General features: G+C 46.7%; 15 protein-coding genes. 11 read left to right on the forward strand and 4 right to left on the reverse strand.

The features are described from left to right. The first annotated feature begins 143 nt into the window (after positions 1-143). From V7S65_RS25435 to V7S65_RS25475, 9 genes are all read left to right on the forward strand, one after another. Positions 144-2285 (forward strand): TonB-dependent receptor plug domain-containing protein, encoded by a 2142-nt coding sequence (locus V7S65_RS25435; protein ID WP_336388253.1) that lies wholly within the window; start codon positions 144-146, stop codon positions 2283-2285. 84 nt (positions 2286-2369) lie between these two features. Next, positions 2370-4160, forward strand: a complete 1791-nt coding sequence (locus V7S65_RS25440; RefSeq protein WP_336388254.1) for a hypothetical protein — start codon at positions 2370-2372, stop codon at positions 4158-4160. Positions 4161-4639: 479 nt separating this feature from the next. Beyond that, positions 4640-5224 carry an RNA polymerase sigma factor gene (locus tag V7S65_RS25445; protein ID WP_336388255.1) on the forward strand — a complete coding sequence of 195 codons (585 nt, stop codon included), beginning with the start codon at positions 4640-4642 and terminating at the stop codon, positions 5222-5224. A gap of 52 nt (positions 5225-5276) precedes the next feature. Then, entirely contained in the window at positions 5277-6431 is a 1155-nt protein-coding gene (locus V7S65_RS25450; RefSeq protein WP_336388256.1) for a FecR family protein, read from the forward strand. A gap of 120 nt (positions 6432-6551) precedes the next feature. Then, complete coding sequence (locus V7S65_RS25455; RefSeq protein ID WP_336388257.1) at positions 6552-9914, forward strand: SusC/RagA family TonB-linked outer membrane protein; 3363 nt, start codon at positions 6552-6554, stop codon at positions 9912-9914. A gap of 19 nt (positions 9915-9933) precedes the next feature. Beyond that, positions 9934-11388 (forward strand): RagB/SusD family nutrient uptake outer membrane protein, encoded by a 1455-nt coding sequence (locus V7S65_RS25460; protein WP_336388258.1) that lies wholly within the window; start codon positions 9934-9936, stop codon positions 11386-11388. A 14-nt stretch (positions 11389-11402) separates the two neighbouring features. Then, the gene (locus V7S65_RS25465) at positions 11403-12170 is read left to right on the forward strand and encodes a DUF4843 domain-containing protein (protein WP_336388259.1); all 768 of its coding nucleotides are present in this window, start codon (positions 11403-11405) and stop codon (positions 12168-12170) included. 18 nt (positions 12171-12188) lie between these two features. Beyond that, on the forward strand, positions 12189-13721 hold the full coding sequence (locus V7S65_RS25470; protein WP_336388260.1) for a PKD-like family lipoprotein: 1533 nt from the start codon (positions 12189-12191) through the stop codon (positions 13719-13721). A 20-nt stretch (positions 13722-13741) separates the two neighbouring features. After that, positions 13742-15106, forward strand: a complete 1365-nt coding sequence (locus tag V7S65_RS25475) for a TlpA family protein disulfide reductase (RefSeq protein ID WP_336388261.1) — start codon at positions 13742-13744, stop codon at positions 15104-15106. A gap of 78 nt (positions 15107-15184) precedes the next feature. On the opposite strand, the gene V7S65_RS25480 is transcribed toward V7S65_RS25475, so the two are convergent. Then, positions 15185-16048 (reverse strand): AraC family transcriptional regulator, encoded by an 864-nt coding sequence (locus tag V7S65_RS25480; RefSeq protein WP_336388262.1) that lies wholly within the window; start codon positions 16046-16048, stop codon positions 15185-15187. A gap of 89 nt (positions 16049-16137) precedes the next feature. Here V7S65_RS25480 and V7S65_RS25485 point away from each other — a divergent pair, with 89 nt between their 5' ends. After that, complete coding sequence (locus V7S65_RS25485; RefSeq protein WP_336388263.1) at positions 16138-17649, forward strand: MFS transporter; 1512 nt, start codon at positions 16138-16140, stop codon at positions 17647-17649. Between the two features lie 14 nt (positions 17650-17663). Here the strand turns inward: V7S65_RS25485 and V7S65_RS25490 are convergent, their stop codons facing one another. The 3 genes from V7S65_RS25490 to V7S65_RS25500 form a co-directional block, all read right to left on the reverse strand. After that, on the reverse strand, positions 17664-18209 hold the full coding sequence (locus V7S65_RS25490) for a dihydrofolate reductase family protein (protein ID WP_336388264.1): 546 nt from the start codon (positions 18207-18209) through the stop codon (positions 17664-17666). Positions 18210-18272: 63 nt separating this feature from the next. Further along, positions 18273-19007 (reverse strand): helix-turn-helix domain-containing protein, encoded by a 735-nt coding sequence (locus V7S65_RS25495; RefSeq protein ID WP_336388265.1) that lies wholly within the window; start codon positions 19005-19007, stop codon positions 18273-18275. Positions 19008-19051: 44 nt separating this feature from the next. Continuing rightward, positions 19052-20074: an LLM class flavin-dependent oxidoreductase gene (locus V7S65_RS25500; RefSeq protein ID WP_079473417.1), complete on the reverse strand. Its 1023-nt coding sequence runs from the start codon at positions 20072-20074 to the stop codon at positions 19052-19054. A 307-nt stretch (positions 20075-20381) separates the two neighbouring features. On the opposite strand from V7S65_RS25500, the gene V7S65_RS25505 reads away from it, so the two are divergent. After that, positions 20382-23783, forward strand: a complete 3402-nt coding sequence (locus V7S65_RS25505; protein ID WP_336388266.1) for a gliding motility-associated C-terminal domain-containing protein — start codon at positions 20382-20384, stop codon at positions 23781-23783. The last annotated feature ends 116 nt before the right edge of the window (positions 23784-23899 follow it).

Below are 23899 nucleotides of genomic sequence, written 5' to 3' on the forward strand. Positions count from 1 at the left end.
TTCACCTTTTCCGTTTATGGTAACTTTTTTTCCCTTGCAGATGGCTGCGCGGGAAGGGCGCCTTCCGCAACTGGTAATATTTTCTCCATCTATGGCTGATGGAATATTGCATCTTGCCTGATCTTAAATGCGCCAGAGAACCCATGTGTACCAGATTCATTTTTCCCGCTTTCCTGCTGCTGACAGGAAATACCTATGCTTCCGCCCCGGTTGCCGACACGGCAGGCTTACAAAAGGTGCAGCAGTTGAACAGCATCGATGTACATGCCCACTACTACAAAAAAACGGATGATCTTATTGATATAAAGAAAATTGCAGCTCCCACCCTCGTCATAGATGCCAAAACCATTCAGCGGATGGGCAGCAGACGCCTGGATGAGGTACTACGTGAACAGGCTGGAATGGCCGTTGTAAGCGATCTCGGAGCCGGTAACCGGAGCATTGGGATCCAGATGCAGGGCTTCAGCTCGGCTTATGTACTGGTACTGCTCAATGGCTTACCTCTCTCCGGGCGCTTCAACGAAAACTTCGATATCAGCCGTATCAGTGTACAGCATATTGAACGCATCGAAATTATTAAAGGCGCTTCCAGCAGCCTCTATGGCAGTGAAGCATTGGGCGGGGTGATCAACATCATCACCCGGCAGCATGTACACAAGCCGGAGGCGAGTCTGTCGGCTTTGTATGGTACTTATAATACGGCTGATATCAGCGCCTTTGCGGAAACTCCTTTTGCGCATAAAAAAGGAACCGTTCACTTATCGGCCGACTACTACCGTACAGATGGATTTAATGTCAATACCGAATATCTGAAAGATGGCCAAACGGCCCCGCCGTATCACAGCTTCAGTGGTCAAACCCGTGCCTCCCTGCAATTAAATACCCGCAATACATTACAGCTGAGTGCAAGAGCCGCCAGCCGCAATTCAACCATGACGCGTTCTTATGGCACACAACCCTTCCGCGATCAACTCGATGAAACGGATATAAACGCAGCGTTATCTTTACGTACTAACCTGAACGAATACACGCGTTTACTAACCCGGTATTATTTCACTCACTATGGCACCGACCAGGATGTACAGATAATAGAAACCGGGAAGTTATTACAGGAAAACAAATTCTCCCAACAGATTCAACGCCTGGAAATACAAGGCAACAGGTTATTTCATGATGGCCGCCTGAACCTGACCGGCGGTGTGGGCGGAGAATTGCTGCATATGCGCAACAGCACAATGGCCGGCACTCCCGATCAGCAGAACTATTTCGGCTATATGCAGGCTAACTTCACTCCCAACCGGAAATACGGACTGATAGCAGGCTTACGCTACGACGGTAACAGCCTGTATGGCGGCAAACTGAATCCGACTGCCGGCGTGGAATATACCCCATTCAGATGGTGGCAGTTAAAAGGTTCGGTCGGACAAGGATTTAAAGTGCCTACCTATGCACAGTCTTACCAGGTGTTCACCAACATCACACAAGGCTATACCGTGGTAGGTGCCAATACTTTCCATACCGCTGTGGAAGACCTGAAGAAAGCAGGGCTGGTGCAATCAGTATGGAGCAACGCTGCTTCCGTTAAAGCCCTGGAAGCGGAAACAGCTGTATCATGGAACCTGGGCAGCAGATTCACCATCAAAGAGGGCTATACGCTTTCCGTGAATGGCTTTTACAACAACATCCGGCACCTGATCAATACAGAGCAGGTAGGTATTATGCGGAACGGTCAGCAACTGTTTTCCTATCTCAATCTGGGGAAAGCTTATACAACAGGTTTAGAAGCATCGCTGGAACTGAATCCCCTGCCAGGACTAAAGCTAACCGGTGGCTATCAGTACCTGGTGGCCAAAAGCCGTGATGTGGAAGATAGCATCCGCAATAGTGCCGGAGCATACGGTAAAGTGCGCTCCGATCAGGGTATCCGTTCTGCCACTACCGGCGATTACTTCGGCCTGCCTAACAGAAGCAGGCATATGGCCACTATGCAGGTATATTACACGTTCCGGCCGTGGGCACTGCAAACTTCTATCCGGGCCAGCTATCGCAGCAAATATGGCTTCCTGGATATCGACAATAACGGATACATCGACAACTACGACATATTTGTGAAGGGATACACATTATTATATCTCTCTATTCAAAAATCCCTGCTGAAAGAAAAACTGATGGTTAAATTTTCCATTGATAACATCAGTAATTATACCGACTACCTGATGCCGGCCCAACCCGGCAGGGTGTTTATGGGAGGTATCTCTTACAGATTCGGAGCAAGAGAAAAATAACGTCACAGCACCTGATTCAGGGGGGGTAACATTTTTTCAGATCAGTTGATATATCCATAGTTAATCTTCATTAAATGATTAGTTATGAGAAACTCGCTCCTACCCCTCCTGGTCCTTCTGCTGTTGTTAGCCATCAGCTGTAAGAAAAATAACAGCGATCATCCGCACCCTCCCATAAAAGATTCGGTTTCTGCAGGTGATTTTGCCCGGAATTTTGGAAATGAAGTTTCCAGGGATTTCATAGTGCAATTGGTGGATGTCAGCAATAATCCCGTTCCTGGCGCTACTGTTACAATTGGAACGTCTACCACCCAAACAAATCCGGACGGGATTGCAATCATCAAAAATGCCGGTGTATATGAACGTTTTGCTTACATCCGGGCGGCGAAAACCGGGTTTATGGAAGGTTCCAGGGCATTGATGCCATCAACAAGCACCAATGTCATTAAAATTATGATGCTGCCCAGTCACATTACCGCTACGGTAAATTCCGGTGTCACCAGTGATGTGAGCTTGTCGAATGGTACCAGAATTACATTTGACGGTAACTTTAAAACACTTACAGGTACTGCATATACCGGCGCTGTAAGTGTGATTGTCAATTCACTGGAGGCTTCAGATAACAACCTGTTTGCCAAAATGCCCGGTATGCTATACGCACAAAATGCAGCCGGCGATGCTAAATTACTGGAAACCTATGGGATGATAAATGTAGAATTATTAGGTAGCGCGGGGCAGAAATTACAAATAAGCAATAAAGCGCAGATTGAGATGAACATCACGGCTGCACAACTTAGCGTGGCGCCCGCAACAATTCCTCTTTGGCATTTTGATGAAACATTGGGCTATTGGAAAGAAGCAGGCGTGGCAAACAAAGTTGGTAATAAATACATTGGAGAAGTTGCCCATTTTAGCTGGTGGAATTTTGATATACCACTGGCCACCTCCCCGGTACAGCTTCAGATTAAAGTAGTCGATCCGGCCAGTAACCCACTTGCCAATGTCAAAACCGTATTGTTTAGAACCGGAGGAGCTTATGCCTCATATGCAGACTATACCTTGTTCAATGGCACAGTAACCGGCACCGTTCCGCAAAATGAAGTGTTAACCTTAAAGCTTTATGACATTTGTGGCAATGTGATTTACACACAGAACATTGGCCCTTTTACCGCCAATAGTAATATATTGCCCGATATCGTTCTAAATCTTCCGGCTACACAAGTTGCCACGATAAACGGCTCACTGAAAAAATGTAATAATACCAATGTAACCAATGGCTATGTTTCCATTAATTACGGACAGCAAACTTTTTTTACCCTGATCAATAACGGCGCCTTTAGCTTCCAAACCATTGTATGCAGTGCTGATCCGGTAACGATTTTCGGCGAAGATGCAGATAACCACCAAAATACAGGAACGTTGAATTACAGCATAACCTCTCCAACAACCAATATAGGTAATATACCGGCCTGTAATACCAGCGCGGAATCCATTACTTACGCCATAGATGGAGGTGTAACTAAAATCATTGCCGCAAACATTACCGCTTCTGCAACAGGGAATTCATTCTCAATTACCGGCAATACACCCGGACATATGGATGCTGTTGATATCCAGGGCAATAGTATAACCCCGGGTACCTATAGTACATTATCGGGATTCCAGATATATGGAAACGGCTTAAGCACCAATATTAACCCTGTATTCAATACGTTCAATATCACTTATAACCTGGTAAATGTGGGGGCCGTTGGCCAGTATATTGATGTCAGTTTTAGCGGGACCTACAACGAAATAGTCATGACTGGTATGAATATGGGATACAACCTTTCACATAGTATATCTGGTACTGCACACGTTATCAGAGATAATTAAAAATAAAACACCGCTTAAAAATGGCAAAGCGATACAAAGTCCAGTTATGGATTTTGTATCGCTTTTTGCCTGCCGCCAGGAACCACTGCGAACACCTCATTTCATTATTAGTTTTATTTAATAATTTATTTTTAAATCAATTACTTGTTATTTTCGCTTTTTAAATCCCCGCCAGCGGGTGTTTAAAAATTCAGGAGAGGGAAATTAGAGAGATAGTTTGGATACCAGGAACAAACCGTGATAACGAGTTTACCTTGCTGCCCAACAGAAAAACATAGAAAAAATATTTATCTGTTATCGAAAACTGATAACGTAAGTGAAGAATGAAACCAATCTGAACAGACAAAATCCATCGGGAGAGCTCAGTCATGCCGTTGAAAACAACCACAACTGCAGGATTGAAACTACTCACAAACCACCATCCGTAAAGGGATTTGCAAACACAAACATAACTGCCAGAAATTTTAAACAAGCATTAAGTGCCGCCAGAACCTTTACATACTAATGAAACTGCGCTCCTGCAACGCATAGCGGAAGGTGACGAGCAGGCTTTTTCCACTTTATTCGCTGCATGGGCCACCCCGCTCGCTGCTATTGCCATGAAGATATTGAAGAACGGGTATGCGCGGCAGGAAGTTGTGCAGGAAGTATTTATTAAGGTATGGCTTTACCGGGACAAGCTGGACAAAGTGGAGAACCTGGGCGCGTGGCTCCGGAAAATCACTGTTAACCAGAGCCTGCTTGCCCTTCAGCGGCATGCGGCAAATGATAAACGGCTTGAGGCCATTCAAATAACACAGCATCCTCCCATTGATAATACCAGCGCCCTTGAACTGAAAGAAATCCGCCGGCTTGTACATGAAGCCATTGAATCCCTTCCCCAGCAAAGGAAAATCATATACCACCTGAACCGTGTGGAAGGAAAAACCACGCGGGAGATCGCAGAAGAACTTCAGTTGTCCCACGGTTATGTGCGCAATGCGCTCAGCGCGGCCCTGGCAAGTATCAGGGAACGGCTCACCGCATCCGGGATGCTGATCCTTATGTTTTTGCTGCACCTGTAATTTTTTTTTCTGTCCGATAATGACAAAACCACGTTTACCCTGATCTTATACTATGAACACCATGAAAAATACCCGGTTACATAATCTGACGCAGGATTTCCTTGACAACAAACTGGATGCAGAAGGCCAGCAGGAATTCTATGCACTCCTGCGGGATCCCGGCCAACGGGAAGCCCTTACGGAAAAATTCATGGAGCTTACCGGGCTGCCTGATATGGACCTGGAATTTGATCCGTCCCTGCAACCTTTGCTGGACAATGTGAAGTCGGTAGACCTGCCCCGTAAAACGCCCGTGAAGCGGATGCGTTACTGGCGCTGGGCGGCTGCTGTCGGGCTGCTGGTAATTGCAGGCAGCATATACCGGCTGACGGAAGACCATGGAAGCACGCCACCTCCCATTACGCAGCGTAAGCCTGTTGCACCAGGAAAACAAGGCGCAGTACTCACCCTGGCAGACGGCTCCGCAGTACTGCTTGATAGTATGAAAAACGGCGTGGTGGCAAACCAGGCAGGAACCAATGTAGTACTAAACAACGGGCAGGTAGTATACAATGCTGAAGAATCCGGCGCAGCTGCTACCGCATACAATACGATCTCCACGCCGAGAGGCAGGCAGTTCAGCGTAGTACTGCCAGATGGTACGAAAGTATGGTTGAATGCTGCATCATCCCTGCGGTACCCGGTGGCTTTCTCCGGCAATACGCGCGAGGTGCGGATCACCGGCGAAGCCTATTTTGAAGTAGCCGCAGACGCAGCCAGGCCATTCTCAGTACGCTTCAATGAAAAGGGTGTGGTGGAAGTACTGGGCACGGCCTTTAACATCAACGCCTATACGGATGAACCGCTGGTAAAAACTACCCTGCTGAGTGGCAGCATCAGGGTGAATAAACAACAGCTGCTCCGGCCGGGAGAACAGGCGAATATTGACAATAATAATGGCATCACCATAGAAAGCAGCACCGAAACAGAAAATGCAATAGCATGGAAGAAGGGCCTGTTCATGATGAGCAGTACAGATCTGCCCGCATTATTCCGGCAAATATCAAGATGGTATGATATAGAAGTGAACATGAAAGGAGAACTACCTAAACGCTCATTCGGCGGCACTATCGGCAGGGATGTAAACCTTGCGGATATTATCGAGGCACTGAATATCTATGGCGTGAATTGCAGATTGGAAAACAATAAACTGATCGTACAACCATAAAGACATTGGCCTGAAAAAAAGAGAACCGCCCCGTCTGACTCACGGAGCGGCTATTAAGGTCGGGCTAATAAACCAAACACAGGTTCTGTTTTATTTTATCAACCAAAACCAACCAAATGTATGCAATTAATTGCGTTTTTGGTCCGGCATTTCTATGCTCCTGCCGGACTATGTATGAAATTGTTATGGCGTTTAAAAGCCGCCGCCATTCTTTTCCTGATCTTAAGCCTCCAGGCAGCTACAGCCTCTGCACAAAAGATTAACCTTAACCTGAAACGCGCTTCCCTGAAAGAAATATTCGGGAAACTGGAAGCACAAACAGGTCTGTCCTTTATGTGGGACGAGCAGGTACTAAGAGTATCCTCTCCACAGGACATACAGGTAAGCAATGCCACCCTGCAGGAAGCAATGGATATCCTGTTGAGCAATCAGCCGCTCACCTACCGGATCGTAAACAAAATGGTAGTGATCAATGAAAAGACTACCGCCTCTGTCAAAATGGTTTTGCAGGAAATATCCGGCGCCGTGACCGATGAAGCCGGCAAGGCTGTTCCCTTTGCCAGTGTGCGTATAAAAGGCAGCACCATTGGTACCATAACTTTACCGGATGGGAGATTCAGGTTAGGGGTAAGGGCGTTTCCCGTCACTTTGCAGGTAAGCTGCCAGGGGTATGCGCCGCAGGAAATAAAAGTAGCAGGCCCCGGCACCATGAACATCATGTTGAGCAGATCGCAGCAGCAGATCAATGAAGTAGTAGTGACCACCGGTATCTTCAACCGGAAAAAAGAAAGCTTTACCGGCGCTGTAACTACCGTTACTGCTGAACAACTGGCTGCATTCGGTAACCGCAACCTGATCACTTCCCTCCGCAACATTGACCCTTCCTTTAACATCGTGGAGAGTAATGCGTTCGGCTCTAATCCCAACCGGCTGCCGGAAATACAGATCCGCGGCAACTCCAGCCTGCCCAATGTGAATGAACTGCAGGATGAAACACGCGTGGGCATGAATACGCCGCTGGTGATCCTCGACGGATTTGAATCCTCGCTGCAAAAGCTGCTGGACATCAATCAGAATGAAGTGGAGTCCATCACCATGCTGAAAGATGCGTCTGCCACCGCCATCTATGGCTCCCGCGGCGCTAACGGCGTGATCGTGATCAAAACCAGGGCGCCACAACCAGGGAGACTACGTTTGTCGTACCGCGGCGATGTTAATGTTGAAATGCCCGACCTGACGGCATATCACGTACTGAACGCCCGCGAAAAACTGGAGCTGGAATACAAAGTAGGACTGTACGACAATGCCCGCGCGGAAAATGATGTGCCACTCAAACAATATTACAACTACCTGATGAGTGAAGTAAACCGGGGTGTGGAAACAGATTGGCTTTCCAAGCCAGTGCGCAGTGGCATCGGCCAACGTCATAATGTGAAAATGGAAGGTGGCGACAACGCATTCCGTTACTCCATTTCCGCCCAGGTGAACGATATACAGGGCGTAATGAAAGGCTCTTCCCGGCGGACGTTCAATGGCACCATCAACCTCAGTTACTATTACCGGAATATCCGCTTCACGAACAACCTGCTCATCGGATTGGGTGAGAGTGAAGAATCTCCCTACGGCTCATTTTCCGATTACGTAAAGATGAATCCCTACTGGTCTCCTTACGAGGAAAATGGCCGTGTAAGAAAATTGCTGGGCAATCCGGGTTCCAGTATTTATTCAGGCCGCTGGAGCCCCTTGCCTACCAACCCGCTGTACGATGCTACCCTGAATACTTTCCAGAATTATAAAACCACGGACATCACCAACAACCTTTCCGTGGAATGGCGTATACATCCTGATCTCCTCTTCCGGGCAAGACTGGGCCTTACCAAGATGAACTCTGATTCAGACTACTTCCGGCCCGCGGACCATACAGCGTTTGCCGCAACGGAAGATATTCTCCGCAGAGGCTCTTACCGGTACGGTGTGAACAAAGGCTTCCGTTACGACGCAAGCGCCAACCTCAGCTATACCCGTCAGTTCGGCGCCCATGCACTGTTTGCCGGGTTGGACTATAATATCCGTCAGTCCAAAACTTCCGGCTATAGCTTCCTTGCGGAAGGTTTTACCAATCCTAAGTTCGACTTTATTTCAATGGCGCTGCAATATGCGCAAGGTGGTAAACCCGGCGGTGCTGAAAGTCTTACCCGTTCTGTGGGAGTTACCGGAAGTGTGAACTATACCTATGATGAACGATATTTCATGGACCTCTCCCTTCGCTCGGATGGCGCTTCCCAGTTTGGAGCACTTAACCGTTTTGCTCCTTTCTGGTCGGCGGGTGTTGGCTGGAACCTGCATAAGGAGGCCATGTTCAGGCACCTGCCATTCATCAACCGGCTGAAATTGCGCGGCTCCGTGGGCGTTACCGGTTCGCAGAACTTCAACGCTTACCAGGCCCTGTCTACCTATGGATATTATACAGACGACCGTTATTACAGCTGGACAGGCGCTTATCTGATGGGGCTCGGTAACGAATCGCTGAAATGGCAACAGAAAATGAACTACGACGTTGGTCTTGAAGCAGACCTTTTCAACCGCCGCCTGAGTCTTGTAGCAGACTATTACATCGAAACCACCAACGGCCTTATATCCTCTGTAGATCTTCCCGCATCCAACGGCTTCCCCAACTATATCGAAAATATCGGCAAGCTGGAGAACCGCGGAATTGAGCTGAAAGCTACTGCCTTTGTTGTACGCAATCTGCGGAAAGGCTTTACCTGGAGCATCAGCGGCGCATTGGTACATAATGTAAACAAGATCCTGCAAATCTCCGATGCCCTGAAAGCCGCACAGAAAAGCAGTGAAAATGCAACCGGCGCTGTGCCCGGCGTGCTTTACAAAGAAGGGTATTCCACCAACACTATCTGGGTAGTTCCTTCACTGGGTATTGATCCCAGCACCGGCAAGGAATTATACCTGGACAGGAACGGGCAGCCTACCTACATCTGGAACTCACTGGACCTGCGTGCCAGCGGCATCAGCGAACCCGCGTACTTCGGCAACTTCAGCACACTGGTGCGGTATAAGAATTTCTCCATGAACCTGTCTTTCGGCTACCGCTTTGGCGGGCAGCTGTATAACCAGACACTGATCAACAAAGTGGAGAATGCAGATTACCGTTACAATGTGGATGCCCGCGTATACGACAGTCGCTGGCAAAAGCCGGGAGATAATGCCGCCTTCAAAGGATTGCTGGTAACAGCGCCGACAAACAGGACCTCCCGCTTTGTGCAGGACGAAAAGACGCTCACCATGCAGAACGCCAATTTTCAGTATGACGTAAACAGCTTATTTGCGAAAAAGCTGAAAATGCAGGCGCTGTCTTTCTCCGCCAACATGGCCGACCTCTTTTACCTGTCCACCGTACGCCGTGAAAGAGGAACTACCTATCCTTTTTCCAGACAGATGTCGCTTACTGTAAACGCTCTCTTCTAACAAAAAAAATTAGTGTTCCATGACACCGGTTAAATATATTATCACGGGGCTGTTGGGGATAGCCATATGTACTACCTCCTGCAAAAAATGGCTCACCGTTCAACCTAAAACCCAGATGCCTTCAGATGTGCTTTTCACCACGGAAAGCGGCTTCCAGGATGCGCTTACCGGGGTATACATCCAGATGAAATCCGGGAACGCCTATGGCCAGCAGATGATCTTTGGTACCATAGAAAGATTGACATCGTCCTGGGATGTAACCACCAACACCACAGAACAGCGCCTCGGCCTGTTCAACTATTCCGATGAAGGCGTGCAGGGCGCGCTGTCTTCCATATATGCACAGGAATACAAGATCATTTCCAGCATCAATGCGATACTCGCCGAGGTGGACACGCGCAAAGAGGTGTTTCTTTCTGCCGGGTCTTACGAGATGATGAAAGGTGAGTGTCTTGCGCTGCGTGCCTATTGCCACCTGGACCTGTTGCGGCTTTTTGGGCCGGTACCGGGCAATATACAGGGCGGCACGGTGTTACCGTATGTGAAAAAGATCTCCCGGGAACCGAATCAGCATCTCACCTACGATCAGTATAAAACAGAATTGCTGAATGATCTTAGCGAGGCAGCCGTTTTACTGAAGGATACAGATCCTTTCACCCGGTACTCCCAGGCTGATCTCTCTAATCCAGGCAGTGTTAATTCTCCTTTCAAACCGGAAAATACTTACTCCGCTTTCCGTTTCCTCCGCATGAATTACTATGCGGTGAAGGCGCTGCAGGCCCGCGCATATCTCTGGTTCCGGGATAATGGATCCGCTTATGCGTGCGCCAAAGAAGTGATCAATGCGCAGAACCCGGATGGTGGTGCCAAGTTCCGCCTCGGAACACTAAGCGATGTTTCCGGCGGGAATTTCAATCTTTCTATGGAACATATTTTCGGTCTTTATGATTTCCAACTGGCAACAAAATTCGAGCAACAGTTCACATCCGGCGTACTAAAAAAAGGCAGTGGCACCACCACCGTAAACAACCAGTTGTATGGCAATACGGGAACGGATATACGGGAAACTAACCTCTGGGCACTGATCACGCTGGGCAACGGTTCCAAATGCTACATCATGAAAAAATACACGGCGGCTATGGAAAGTGCTGCCATAGCGCCTTTCCAGATACCTATGCTGCGTGTCAGCGAAATGTACCTGATAGCTGCGGAAACGGCGCCGGCGGGTGAAGGCCAACAGTACTGGGCTGCTTTCCGCACCGCCCGCAATATCACCGTTTCCACGCTGCCCGCCGATCTTGCGCAGGTACAGTTGGAACTGGTGAAGGAATACAGGAAGGAATTCTTTGCAGAAGGACAGGCATTTTTTGCCTATAAACGCATCAACGCGCCCAAAGCCAGCTTCCTCTGGGCGCCTTCCGCAGCAACCATCAATTACCTGGTACCACTGCCTTTAAATGAATTTGTTCAATAACACAAGCGTAAAGAATGAAACAGATACTCACTGTAGCCCTGCTGACCACTTTACTGGCTGCCTGCAAAAAAGATCAGTACTACCTCTATAACGATATCGCCCGGCTCCAGTTTGGCCCGGCGCCTGAACGGATCTATACCACCTCCTTCGAAATGGCTGATACGGTGAAGCCGTACACCTTTTATTATGAACCGGCTACTACTACACAGGACACCGTGTTCTTCGACATCTATGCTATCGGAGGCGTGAGTGGCAACGACCGGCCTTTTATCCTTGAGCAGGTAACACTCAACGGGGAAGAAAATGCGATACCGGGCACTCATTACAAAGCCTTTTCCGATCCGTCAATGAAAGAGGTGTATGTGATCAAAGCGGGAGAAGTGCATGCCTCTGTACCGGTGATCCTGCTGCGCGACGCTTCGCTGAAAACGAAAAATGTGAAGCTGCAGATACAGGTAAAGGCTAACGACCAGTTCCAGCCAGGAGAGATCAGAAAACTGTGGAGAAGGGTAAACTTCACGGACATGCTTAGTCAGCCTGCAGCCTGGAATGCCTCTGCGGTGCAATACTACTGGGGCAAATACAGCCAGGTGAAACACTCCTTCATGATCAACCAGACAGGTGAAAAGTGGGATGAAGAATTCCTGACCTACGTAAACACCGATTATGCACTGCTCACCTTCTGGAGACTGAAGCTGAGAACCCTGCTGACAGATTACAATAACGCCCATCCCGGTGAGCCGCTGACGGACGAGACGGGTGAAACAGTCGTATTTCCTTAACCTGCAAAACAGCCTTTCATGAAATTGAAATATCAAATCCTGGCTACCTGCTGCATCCTCCTGATCAGCTCCTGTTATAAAGACCAGGGCAATTATATCTACAAGGTCCCGGAAGAGATCAACATCAACGGCATAGAAGCCTCTTATAATAAAGTGTCGCTGGTGGATAAGATCACGATCAATCCTACAGTCACCTCTACTGACCCCGATGCGAAGTTCTCTTACTGGTGGGGAATTTATGAAACAAATGTACAGGGCTCCGCGCCTAAAGTAGATACGATAGGCCGCACCAAAGCACTGGATTACCTGGTAACACAGCCGGCCAAAGGCTGGGTGCTGGTGTTCGGCGCAAAGAATGAACATACAGGATTCAGTAAGATAATGACCTCCAATATTAACGTGGTTACCCAGTTCACCCGTGGCTGGTATATCATGAAGAACGATGGCGGTAAAACTGATGTAGACCTCTTCTTAACACCTTCAGCTATTACCCCCGGATCAAGGATGGAAAATGTATTCTCATTGGTGAATGGGAAAAAACTGGATGGAGAAGCAAATCTTTTCGGATTCTATACAAATTATAAATCCAATGTAACAGGTGCTTACGCCAATACCAGGGCGTTGTTCATTTTGTCGGACAAAGATGCCAGCGTGGTAAACATCAATACTTTCAAAGAAATACACGGTATTAACAACCTTTTCTACGAAACACCTTCGGTGAACAAACCAGGCAGCATCAGCGAATCTTCACAGGCCAACTATTTTGTGAACAACGGGCGTCTGCACAGTATTTATTCCATGTCGGCCAACGTGGGCCTGTTCGGCGGTCAGCAGCTGCGCGACGATAACAACAGCCCGTATAATCTTTCAAGATATTTCCTGGCATATCCCTTCGACAACCCTTTCTTTTTTGATGAAACGAGTACTTCGTTTGTTTCCGCTACAGGCACAAGTTCCGTGCTTTCTGCCGTAACAGATGTATCCGGAACGGAAATGCCCGCCAACAGGAACAACAAAACACTCCTGTTCATGGGAGTAAAATCCACCAACCCATACGTTGGCATAGCCCTGTTCCAGGATAAAACAGATCCTTCATTAAAGGTACTTTCCACCATCACACCGTCCAATTATGCGTTGAAGATCGTGAATGATACACTGGCGCCAACGGACAAGCTTTACCAGGCAGAACGTTTCGGGCTGATCGTGGCGGATGAGAATATCCTGTATTTCTCTACCGGACAGGAAGTATGGTCACGGAATCTGAGCAATGGCGCTGAACAGCTCCAATTCACCGCACCGGCAGGAGAGAAAATAACGTGTATCCGTCACCGTAAATATACCGGAGGCACTGCCACAGAGCAGTCTTTTTATTACAACTATATGCTGATAGGTACAACCGGTGGTGGCAATTATAAAGTGCGTGCATTTCAGAAAACATCCGGCAACCTGGCTACAGCTCCCGATTTCACGATGGAAGGAAAGGGAAGCGTGGGAGATGTGATCTACATTGCGCCGCCGATTAACAACTATACATATCCAAACAGTTATTAACCATTATTATCTGAATACAAATGAAAAAATTACACCTGGGTTTAATGGCCCTGCTTTGCCTGCCCGCATTTCTGAAAGCACAGGTAACCATCTCCGGCGAGTGGATGCGCCGCCACGACGGTAATGTACACCTCTATCGCGTAGAGCACGGAAGACTGGAAGAAGTGGCCGCGTCCAAACCTGGCGCCGATTCATCTTTCGGATTTTATTTCCGCCCGGAACGCGAAGGGTTTTATGTGATCGGCAGTGGTAATAGTCAGTCTCCTATAGACAAATACAGCTTCTATTTCAAACAAAAAGATCAGCTGAACGTAAAGATCACAGATACCTCCTATGTGCTCACGGGCAAGAACTCTCCCGAGAACCTGGCCGTGGCGAAATGGCACAATACTATCCTGCCGCTGGAAAGGAAAGGCGTTTATTTCAATTTGTCCAGGAGTACCTATGTAGATTTCTTCCCACTGCTGGAAACACTTCACAAGCAGGTGCAGGAAACGAAATTCGCTTCGGCTGGCAACAAGCAGTTTGACAGTGAGTTTGCGAAGTTCCGTGAGCTGGATATACTCCACTGCACCGCTGAGTTGCTGAGTACTCCCCGTTCTGCCCATCCGTCAGCAAACGACTATACGCCGTATTTCAAAAGCATAGATGTTCCGTATTTCACTAAGGATACCCGCCTGCTTCGCTATCCTTACGGTATGCGTATGATGCGTATGGTGCAAATGATGCCAGCCCGGCTGGGTAACGGGGATGTAAAGGACTACAGCATCGAAGCCAGGATGAAAGGTATTGAAAACGATACACTGAAAGGTGAAGTGGTACTGCAACAGGCAGCCTCGCTTAAAACATACCTGGGCTACATCGACCTGGACAAACAATATGGCAAATACCTGCTCACTTCCGACCAGGTTAACCGCGCCGGCAGCATAAAAACTGAACTGGCGAAGAAAGCCACTGCCGCCGGCGGCCAGGCGGTGAACTTCACCTACCCGGATAAGAACGGCAAACAAACATCTTTGAGTGATTTCAAAGGTAAGGTGGTATTAGTAGACGTTTGGGCTACCTGGTGCGGTCCGTGTAAAGGAGAAATACCCCACCTCAAAAAACTGGAGGAAGAGATGCACGGACAGGATGTACTGTTCCTGAGCGTATCTGTAGATGAGCAAAAAGATCATCAGAAATGGAAAGATTTTATTGCCAGCGAAAAACTGGGTGGCGTGCAACTGTTCGCCAGCGGATGGAGCGATATCGCCAAATTCTATAACATTAAAGGAATTCCGCGGTTTATGGTGTTTGATAAGAATGGAAATATCGTTTCAACAGATGCGCCAAGACCATCAAATAAAGAGTTGAAGTTATTGCTGGAGAGTGAAGTGAAGAAATAACTTTTTCAAAAACCAATCATTAATGCGAAGAGGCTGCCGCTGGGCAGCCTCTTCTGTTTGGTGTACATAATTTGAATTTTATCCTGCCTGGACGATTCGTTCAGCAGCTTTGCTTTTTCTATAGCGGGTCAGGCTCAGGTTTTTGTATTTTTTGAAGAATTTATTCAGATGGCTTTCATCGGAAAAGCCAAACTCATACGCTATTTCATTGATGCGCCGGTCACTGAATTTCAGGCGGTGTTCGATGAGGCGGATCTTGTAGGTGGCGATAAAATGCTGAAGGGTTTCGCCACACTGATTTTTGAAATAACTACCGAGATAGGTATCCGAAATGTCAAAAGCTTCAGCAATAACAGCAGCCTTCAGTTTTTGAGGCGAAAAGATATTGTTTTGAATGTAGGTAATTATGTCCTGGATGCGCTGATCGGCATTTACTTTCAACTGGGCCGGCTTGATCCTGGCAATGTTCCTGGCAGCAATAACGATCAATGCATTGACAAGGTGCATTTGCAAATCCTCCTCATAGAGATCGCTGTGGCGAACGCCCTGCAGCAAAGATTGAGTAATGGACCTCACCAGCGGATAGTCGGACTCATTGCGTAAGATACAACCCGTGAGATGGGTGGAGTAATACAATAAACATTCAATCTCACAAATATTCTTCCACCGGTATTTTTTTACATAATCGCTGGTGAACTTAATGAGAAGAAATTCTGTGGTTTCTTCAATATCAAAATTGTAGCAGTCATTAGGAGTCAGCAACATCAGGTTGCCCGTCTTGTAAGCAATCCGGTGACCATTGATACTTAAAAAACCATTGCCTGAAATAATGTAAGCCATCTGGAAAAAAGTAAGCCGTAAATCTTTCAGGGGACAATCATCCACCTTTCTGTACAAGACTTCCAGGGACTGACGGATATTTTCTTTTTTGAATTCACACATGCTGCAAAAATACCTTTTTATAGTAGAATTATACCGATTTCATGACCATTAACGGTATAATTTTACAAAAGAATAAAATAAAAATACCCATGATAAAAGTTACGCAGACAGGAAAAAATATCGTCGCTTTGGTAGCAGTATGTTTAGCAGCCCTGATGTTTGGCCTGGAGATCTCCAGTGTACCGGTGATACTTCCTACACTCGAAACAGCTTTACACAGTGATTTCAAAGAAGTTCAATGGATCATGAACGCCTATACGATTGCCTGCACTACAGTACTGATGGCCACAGGCACCCTGGCCGACCGGTTTGGCAGGAAACGGGTTTTTATCATCAGCATTTTGTTATTCGGCATCACGTCTTTGTTTTGCGGCCTGGCACGCAACACACTTGTGTTAATCATCAGCCGGTTCCTGCAGGGAATAGGCGGCGGCGCGATGCTGATCTGCTCTATCGCTATCCTTTCACACCAGTTCCGGGAAGGACGCGAACGGGGAAAAGCATTTGCTATCTGGGGTATCATCTCCGGCGTGGGGTTGGGTTTTGGCCCCATCATCGGTGGGGCTATTGTAACGGTATCCAACTGGCAATGGGTGTTCCTGGTGCATGTGGGCATTGCGATAATCACTACGCTTCTTGTACTCAGAGGGGTAGAGGAATCACGGGACCCGCAGGCTAAAAAACTGGATGTAGCAGGGATTATCTCTTTATCACTGGCGGTATTCGGCCTCGTGTATTATATTACGCAGGGACAGACTATCGGATTCAGGAGCATTGCAGGGTTAAGCATTCTTGGGGCTGCTGTATTGAGCTTTATTATTTTTTTGAGGGTAGAAAAGAAGCATGCCAACCCGATGTTCGATTTTTCCGTGTTCAGTATCCGTCGCTTCTCCGGTGCTATCATTGGCTGTATCGGCATGAATTTTAGTTTCTGGCCATTCATGGTTTACCTCCCGATCTATTTCCAAAGCGCACTCGGCTACGATATCATCACGGCTGGATTATCTTTACTGGCTTACACACTTCCCACCCTGGTGGTGCCACCTTTGGCAGAACGACTTACGCTCCGCTATCAGCCCCGTATTATTATTCCTTCGGGATTGCTGATGATCGGGCTCGGCTTTCTGCTGATGCGCTACGGCTGTAGCGTAGCGCATGCCAGCTGGTTGACTATGCTGCCAGGTTCACTATTGGCGGGTATCGGGCTTAGTCTTACAAATACACCCGTTACGAATACCACCACCGGGGCAGTTACACCAGATCGTGCCGGCATGGCATCGGGTATTGATATGAGTGCACGCCTGATCACTTTAGCCATCAATATTGCACTGATGGGATTTATCCTTGTGGAGGGAATCTATTCCTACCTGGAAAACATTCTTCCCGGGTCCGTTGCCCCTTCCCAATTACATACAGCTGCGGAAAAAATCGCCGCAGGGCTTTCTGCACCCGGCCTGCCTGATGCTACCGCGCATGCTGCACTGGTGCATGGATTTGGCTGGGTCATGCTTTTTGGCGGAGTCGGCGTATGTATCCTGGCCCTGGTCAGCTTCCTGATCTTTGGTCCGAAAGAAAAAACTGTTGTCCAGGTTACTGCATAATACTCTTCATTGTTTTATCTTTCTGGTTCATAGGTAAGCTGCACCACACCTGATTTGAAAACATTGGTTTCAGTCAACCTTAAACCAATTCTCTCTTTTAAATCTTCAAACAACGGTTTACCAGTTCCCAAAACTACCGGGTGCACGGATACTTTATAGACGTCAATAAGACCTGCATTTATAAATGTTTTGATAAGACTTGCCCCACCATATAACCAGATATCTCTACCGTGTTGCTGTTTAATTTCAGCAACGCGGTTAGTTATGTCCGAATTGATGAATGTAGCCTTTTCATCCTGCCTGTTCTGACCCGAAAAAACAAATTTATTTTTTGAATGTATTCCCTCCCACATCTCTTTTTCTGCATGGCTGGTGGTTGCATCAGGTTGAAAATTTCCCCAGGCATCATAGCTTACCCTGCCATAAAATATGGTGTCGATACTTGAAATAAAACCGCCGAAATCCATATCATCATCCATAATGCACCAATCCACTTCCCCATTTGGACCTTCAATAAACCCATCCAGGGTTACTGCTAAATTCAAAATTACTTTTCTCATTTAAATTGCTTTTAGCAAAAGTAAATACCAGACCCGTTTATCTTTTGGAAAAAAGCGACAAAATTAAAACTGGGAAGGAGTAAGCCCTGTGTGTCGCTTTATTTCATTGGAGAGATGTGCATGGTCATAAAAACCACAGTCAAAAGCTATATCTGATAAGCTTTTCTTTTGCCTTACATCGCTCATCATAGAAAGAGCTGACTGGAAGCGAATAATATTTACATATTCCTTAGGTGTTAAACCAATATGAGTTTTAAAAGCCCGTTCTAATTGCCTGACGGTTATAAAATTCTTTTTAGAAATTTCATAGATGTTTACGTTTCCTTTAGAAATATGAATATCATTCAAAACGGACTGAAGTGACTGGTTGAGACTTCTTTTTCTATCCAAAAAATATCCAGTCAGATAAGCAGTGGGGGCATTATTTATCTTTCCAATATCAAATGAATGCGGTGAATCAAATTCAAAAGTATGATTAGTCAGTTCATTTTGTGGAGCATAGTTGTAAAAAGACGAAAACACCGCTGGTTTCAGACATACGCCTAACAGATGCGTGTTCCTGTCAATAAAACTATCCTTAAAAGAATTCATTGCTCCTACTACATATGTTTTCCCATGATCCATAGTAGCTAAGCCATTATCCGTTTTGCAGGGTTCTCCTAAATTTATCACTATTCCAGGACAGCCATCAGGAAATATCCGTTCCCATTGGCTGTCGCTGTCATCACCTTTCAATTCCCAAAAAGAATGGATATACGCCGTTAACGTTGTGCAAGGTTTGGTTTCAGTATGTTTCATTTAATGGTGTCAGTCAATGCTTTGTCTTCAGGGATTATTAAAATTTAACGCCAACCTAATCCGGGCGCCACATGCTCTAAAATAGAAGACAATACATGCACATTATAATCAACTCCTAATGTATTGGGTATTGTTAAAAGAATGGTATCTGCCTCCTGGATAGCTTCATCCTCCGCTAACTCCTTTATGAGTTGATCCGGCTCCGCGGCATAGCTTCTTCCGAAAATAGCGCGTTTGTCCGGTTCAATCATCCCGATTTTATCAACCCGGTTGGTTTCCTGCCCAAAGAAATAGCGATCCTGATCGTTTACCAATGCAAAAATAGACCGGCTCACAGAAACCCTCGGTTCCCGATTGTGTCCCGCTTTTTTCCAGGCATCTTTGTACAACCTGATTTGCTCGGCTTGTTGTATATGGAAAGGTTTGCCGCTTTCATCGTACTTCAGGGTAGAACTTTGAAGATACATTCCGTTTTCAGCCGCCCAAACAGCAGTCGCATTAGACGCGGCTCCCCACCAGATACGTTCCCGCAATCCTTCCGAATATGGCTCCAGACGCAGCAAGCCCGGTGGGTTCGGAAACATGGGTGACGGATTAGGCTGTGCAAATCCAACACCTTTTAACTTATCCAGGAATTCCAACGCTTTACGGCGTCCCATATCTGCATCCGTTTCTCCTTTCGCCGGTTCATATCCAAAATAACGCCACCCATCGATTACCTGTTCCGGCGAACCTCTGCTGATTCCCAGTTGTAATCGCCCTTCCGAAATTAAATCCGCCGCTCCGGCATCTTCCACCATATACATTGGATTTTCATAACGCATATCAATTACCCCCGTCCCAATCTCTATTTTGCTTGTTTTGGCGCCGATAGCCGAAAGTAAAGGGAATGGTGATCCCAACTGGGCTGCAAAATGATGCACACGAAAATAGGCGCCATCTAAACCAATTTCTTCGGCGGCAACGGCCAGATCAATTGACTGAAGCAATGTGTCACTCGCTGTACGGGTTTTATAGGCAGGGTGGTTAGACCAATGCCCAAACGATAAAAATCCTATCTTCTTCATAATTTCTTTTTCGTGCTGAAAAATAAACCTTTATTATCTATTTTTTGCACGCCTTTTCGGGAAGAGAAGAGTTTGGCGGAGATAACTTTGATGGAATATAGAGCGGATAATATCCGAAGGCTTTTAAAATTTTGCAGAGAGTCATCGATCACAGTTGAACACCTCATTCCATGTATTAAATCGCTGTAAATGGAAATAAGCGATTGATTTGACAGGAAACTGCGCAGTTTAGCAGGTCTTTTTCAAACATAAAATCCACTGAAATGTTTATTTTTGCCCAAACCCGATTACGAGCCCCCTGTACTACATGATAAATTTACTTTTCCGCATACTGGTTATATTCCTGATACTTTGCTTCGCCTTTACTGCGGATGCTGAAACCTTTACGGTTACTTCCGCCGCGGATAGCGGCCCTGGCACTCTGCGTGATGCTATTCTGAAATCCAACGCGAACGGAACTGGCGAAAAAGATTTTATCTATTTCAATCTCCCCAATGCCAGCTGGAATGAGCGAAGCATTTCCGTAAACAGCCATCTTCCTGAAATCAGAGGCGGCAACCTGGTAATAGACGGTACTACACAGCCAGGTACCAAACTCGGATTAAGCGATGCAAAGGTCATTATACAACGCAGTGATGTTGTAGATCCCAATGACAGCCGGTATTTCGCTTTACGGCTCAGGCAAGCTAATGACGTTGAAATTTATGGTATTGCTCTTATCTACGATGACACTCCCGCAACGCTAAATGGTTATGCCATTACCCTCGAAGATGTACGACGCATAAAAATAGGTGCTCCCGGTAAAGGAAACCTGATATATGGTTTCATGAGTGGTATCACGAACGGAACAACGTTTGCGGAAAACATCACGATACAGGGCAATATGGCCGGTGTAATGGAAGACGGCATCAGCGGCAACAGATGCAGCATAGAACTGCAAAATATAAATGGGATCGTACTGGGAGGAACTGGCGCCGGAGAAGGTAACCATCTGGGTATGACCAATGTGATGTTCGCTACAACAGGTGGCAGTATGATCATAAAAGGAAACAAAATGGGGGTCACCCACAGCGGGGATCGTGAAATCGATGCCTGCAATCTTTCGTTGTCTGGCAATGCGGCAGAAACCATTCTTACAGACAATCATATCGGCAATGGCGGTATTTATCTGTATAACCTTACGCATGCTTTTACGGTGCGGCATAACAAAATAGGTACAGATGCCAGCGGAACACAACAATTGCAAACAGGCCCCAAATACACAGGAATACGGGTAGCTTCGTGTAAAGAAGGGTCGATTACTGAAAATATTATCACCGGATATATATTCGCAGGGGTCAACCTGAGTGAGTCTTATGCTGTTACCGTCAGCCGCAACGAAATGTTTTGCAATCAGACGGGAATATTTTTAACCTGGTACGAAGACCAGGCAGGCAGGCCCAAACCTTTTGCTGATATTGTGCACTGCGATGCCGGCGGCACTTACGGAATAGCCACCCCAAACAGCAAACTGGAGATCTTTGAACCTGATTACTGTGGATGGATTGATGGTGGCATCACCTGCCAGGGCAGGAAATACCTGGCTACAATCACCGTAGATGCAGCAGGAAAATGGCTTTACCCTTCTCCTCCTGCGAAAGGCATTATTGTAACTGCTACTGATCAGGGAGGAGCCACCTCGGAATATTCCCTTGCTGAAATTGACTACGAAGAGGGATATAAAGTAGTACAGCCTACCTGTGGAATGGCAAACGGCTCCATCAAAATGAAAGTAAAACGCGGTATAATTATCGGGTGGAAAGATAAAGATGGTAAACTGATCAGTACCGACACTAGCTTATATAACCTCTCCCCGGCTGACTATACTTTTTATATTTCCAGCAGTGGATGTTCCAATGAAACCTGCATAAATGGCTATTGGTTCAGGCTGGAGGATATTACCCCTGCAATAGATTCCCGCAATGTGATCATTACCAACGCCAGTTGTAACCATAATAACGGGGAAATCACCAACCTTTCCTTTAACGGCGCCACTGAGAATACCTCTTATTCCTGGCGTAACGAACAGGGGGAAATAGTTGGTGACGGCCAGGGACTGACTGCACGCCCAGGTAAATACACGCTTACCATGAGTATTAAGGAAGGTAGTTGCATAGCGACAAGCGGACCATTTGAAATAAAAAACACTACAGGTCCTTACATGGATCTTAACAGTGTAATTATTACGAATGCCTCCTGCGGAAAAGCTAATGGCAGCATCTCCGGCATTCAAGTACATGCTACTGGTGCTATCAATTACAAATGGGTAAATAGGGAAGGTGTTATAGTGAGCAGCACGCTTGACCTACAAGGTATTTCTGCGGGTAAATACCTATTGAAATATAGTGATGAGAGTGGCTGTCCGGAAGCAGAAACGGACTCCTTTACGATATCGGATCAGGGGGCGATCACTATTTCCACCATGCACATGACCGTAACACCTGCCGGCTGCACCGTCGGGAATGGCGCGATTAAAGGAATTGAGACGACGGGCGCCACTTCCTTCAAATGGTTGAACGAAAGCGGCCAGTCAGCTGGCAACACACCCGATCTGTCTAACGCAGCTCCGGGCAAATACAGGCTGTTACTTGAAAACATGGATGGCTGCAGCGCCAGTACGGATTTTATCGAAATAAAACGCCAGCAGCCAGTTGCTTTACAGATACAGGTGATGACTACCAGTCCTGCGTATTGTAATGAAGATAATGGCGCTATTTCGGAGCTCAGCATTACTGGAGGCACCCCAGTCTCCTACCGTTGGATGAACGAAAACAATCAGTTGGCAAGTATCCTGGAACGCCCAACAGGACTGGCTCCCGGAGCTTACCAATTGTATGTAACAGATATTAATGGCTGCGAAAAATATCTGTTGACGGCAGCTATTACAAAAGTCCCCCCTCCTGCTATTATTAGCAGGAACCAGAAAATAACACCGGATGAATGTAATTTTTCCACCGGTGCAATAAGCGGCATCACCGTTACCGGTGAGGCTCCCTTCAACTACACATGGTACAGTAATAATACCATTAAGGGGCAGCATCTGGCTCTTACCGGCATTACCGCCGGCGAATATTACTTGCAGGTCACCGATAAATATGGATGCAAGGTGCAAAGTTCCGGTTACACTGTCAATAATATTGACGTACCGCTGCAAGCACCTTTCCCTCAAAGTGTATCTATTGTAAAAGGAATGCCAGCCACAATCGCCGTAGCAGTGCCTCAGACGGGCACCTATTATCTGTACTCGCAACCAGGTTCATCACCATTGCAAAGTAATACGACAGGCATCTTCCATATAGAAAATATTACAAAGAATACTTCCTTTTATATTTCCCTTCAATCTGGCAGCTGTATAAGTCCGCTGGCTGAAGTACCGGTGAAAGTAGTCGATGAAATAAAAATTATTGCGCCCAATGCTTTCAGTCCCAACAATGACGGTACAAACGACAGGTTTCGTATACGGGCATTGGGCCTTGCCAGGCTGGAATATTTTGCTGTTTACAATCGTTGGGGCGCGCCCGTATTCAGTACCACCAACCCTGAAGCCGGATGGGACGGCCAGTTGAATAATACCCCTCAGCCGGCAGGTACATATGTATGGATTGTTAAAGGGAAAGACATACTTGGGGAAAATGTACAGTATTCAGGTCATGTGTTGCTAATAAGATAGAAACGCCATGATTCAGGTAAAACCCTTTCAACAGTGTTGCCAATTGGTTATATTTAGATGAAAAATTGCATATTGAATTACCATGAATAAAAATTTGAGCAGGCAGCGGTAGATCA

The sequence above is a fragment of the Chitinophaga sp. CCNWYY40 genome, assembly GCF_037483205.1.
Classification (GTDB): domain Bacteria; phylum Bacteroidota; class Bacteroidia; order Chitinophagales; family Chitinophagaceae; genus Chitinophaga; species Chitinophaga ginsengisegetis.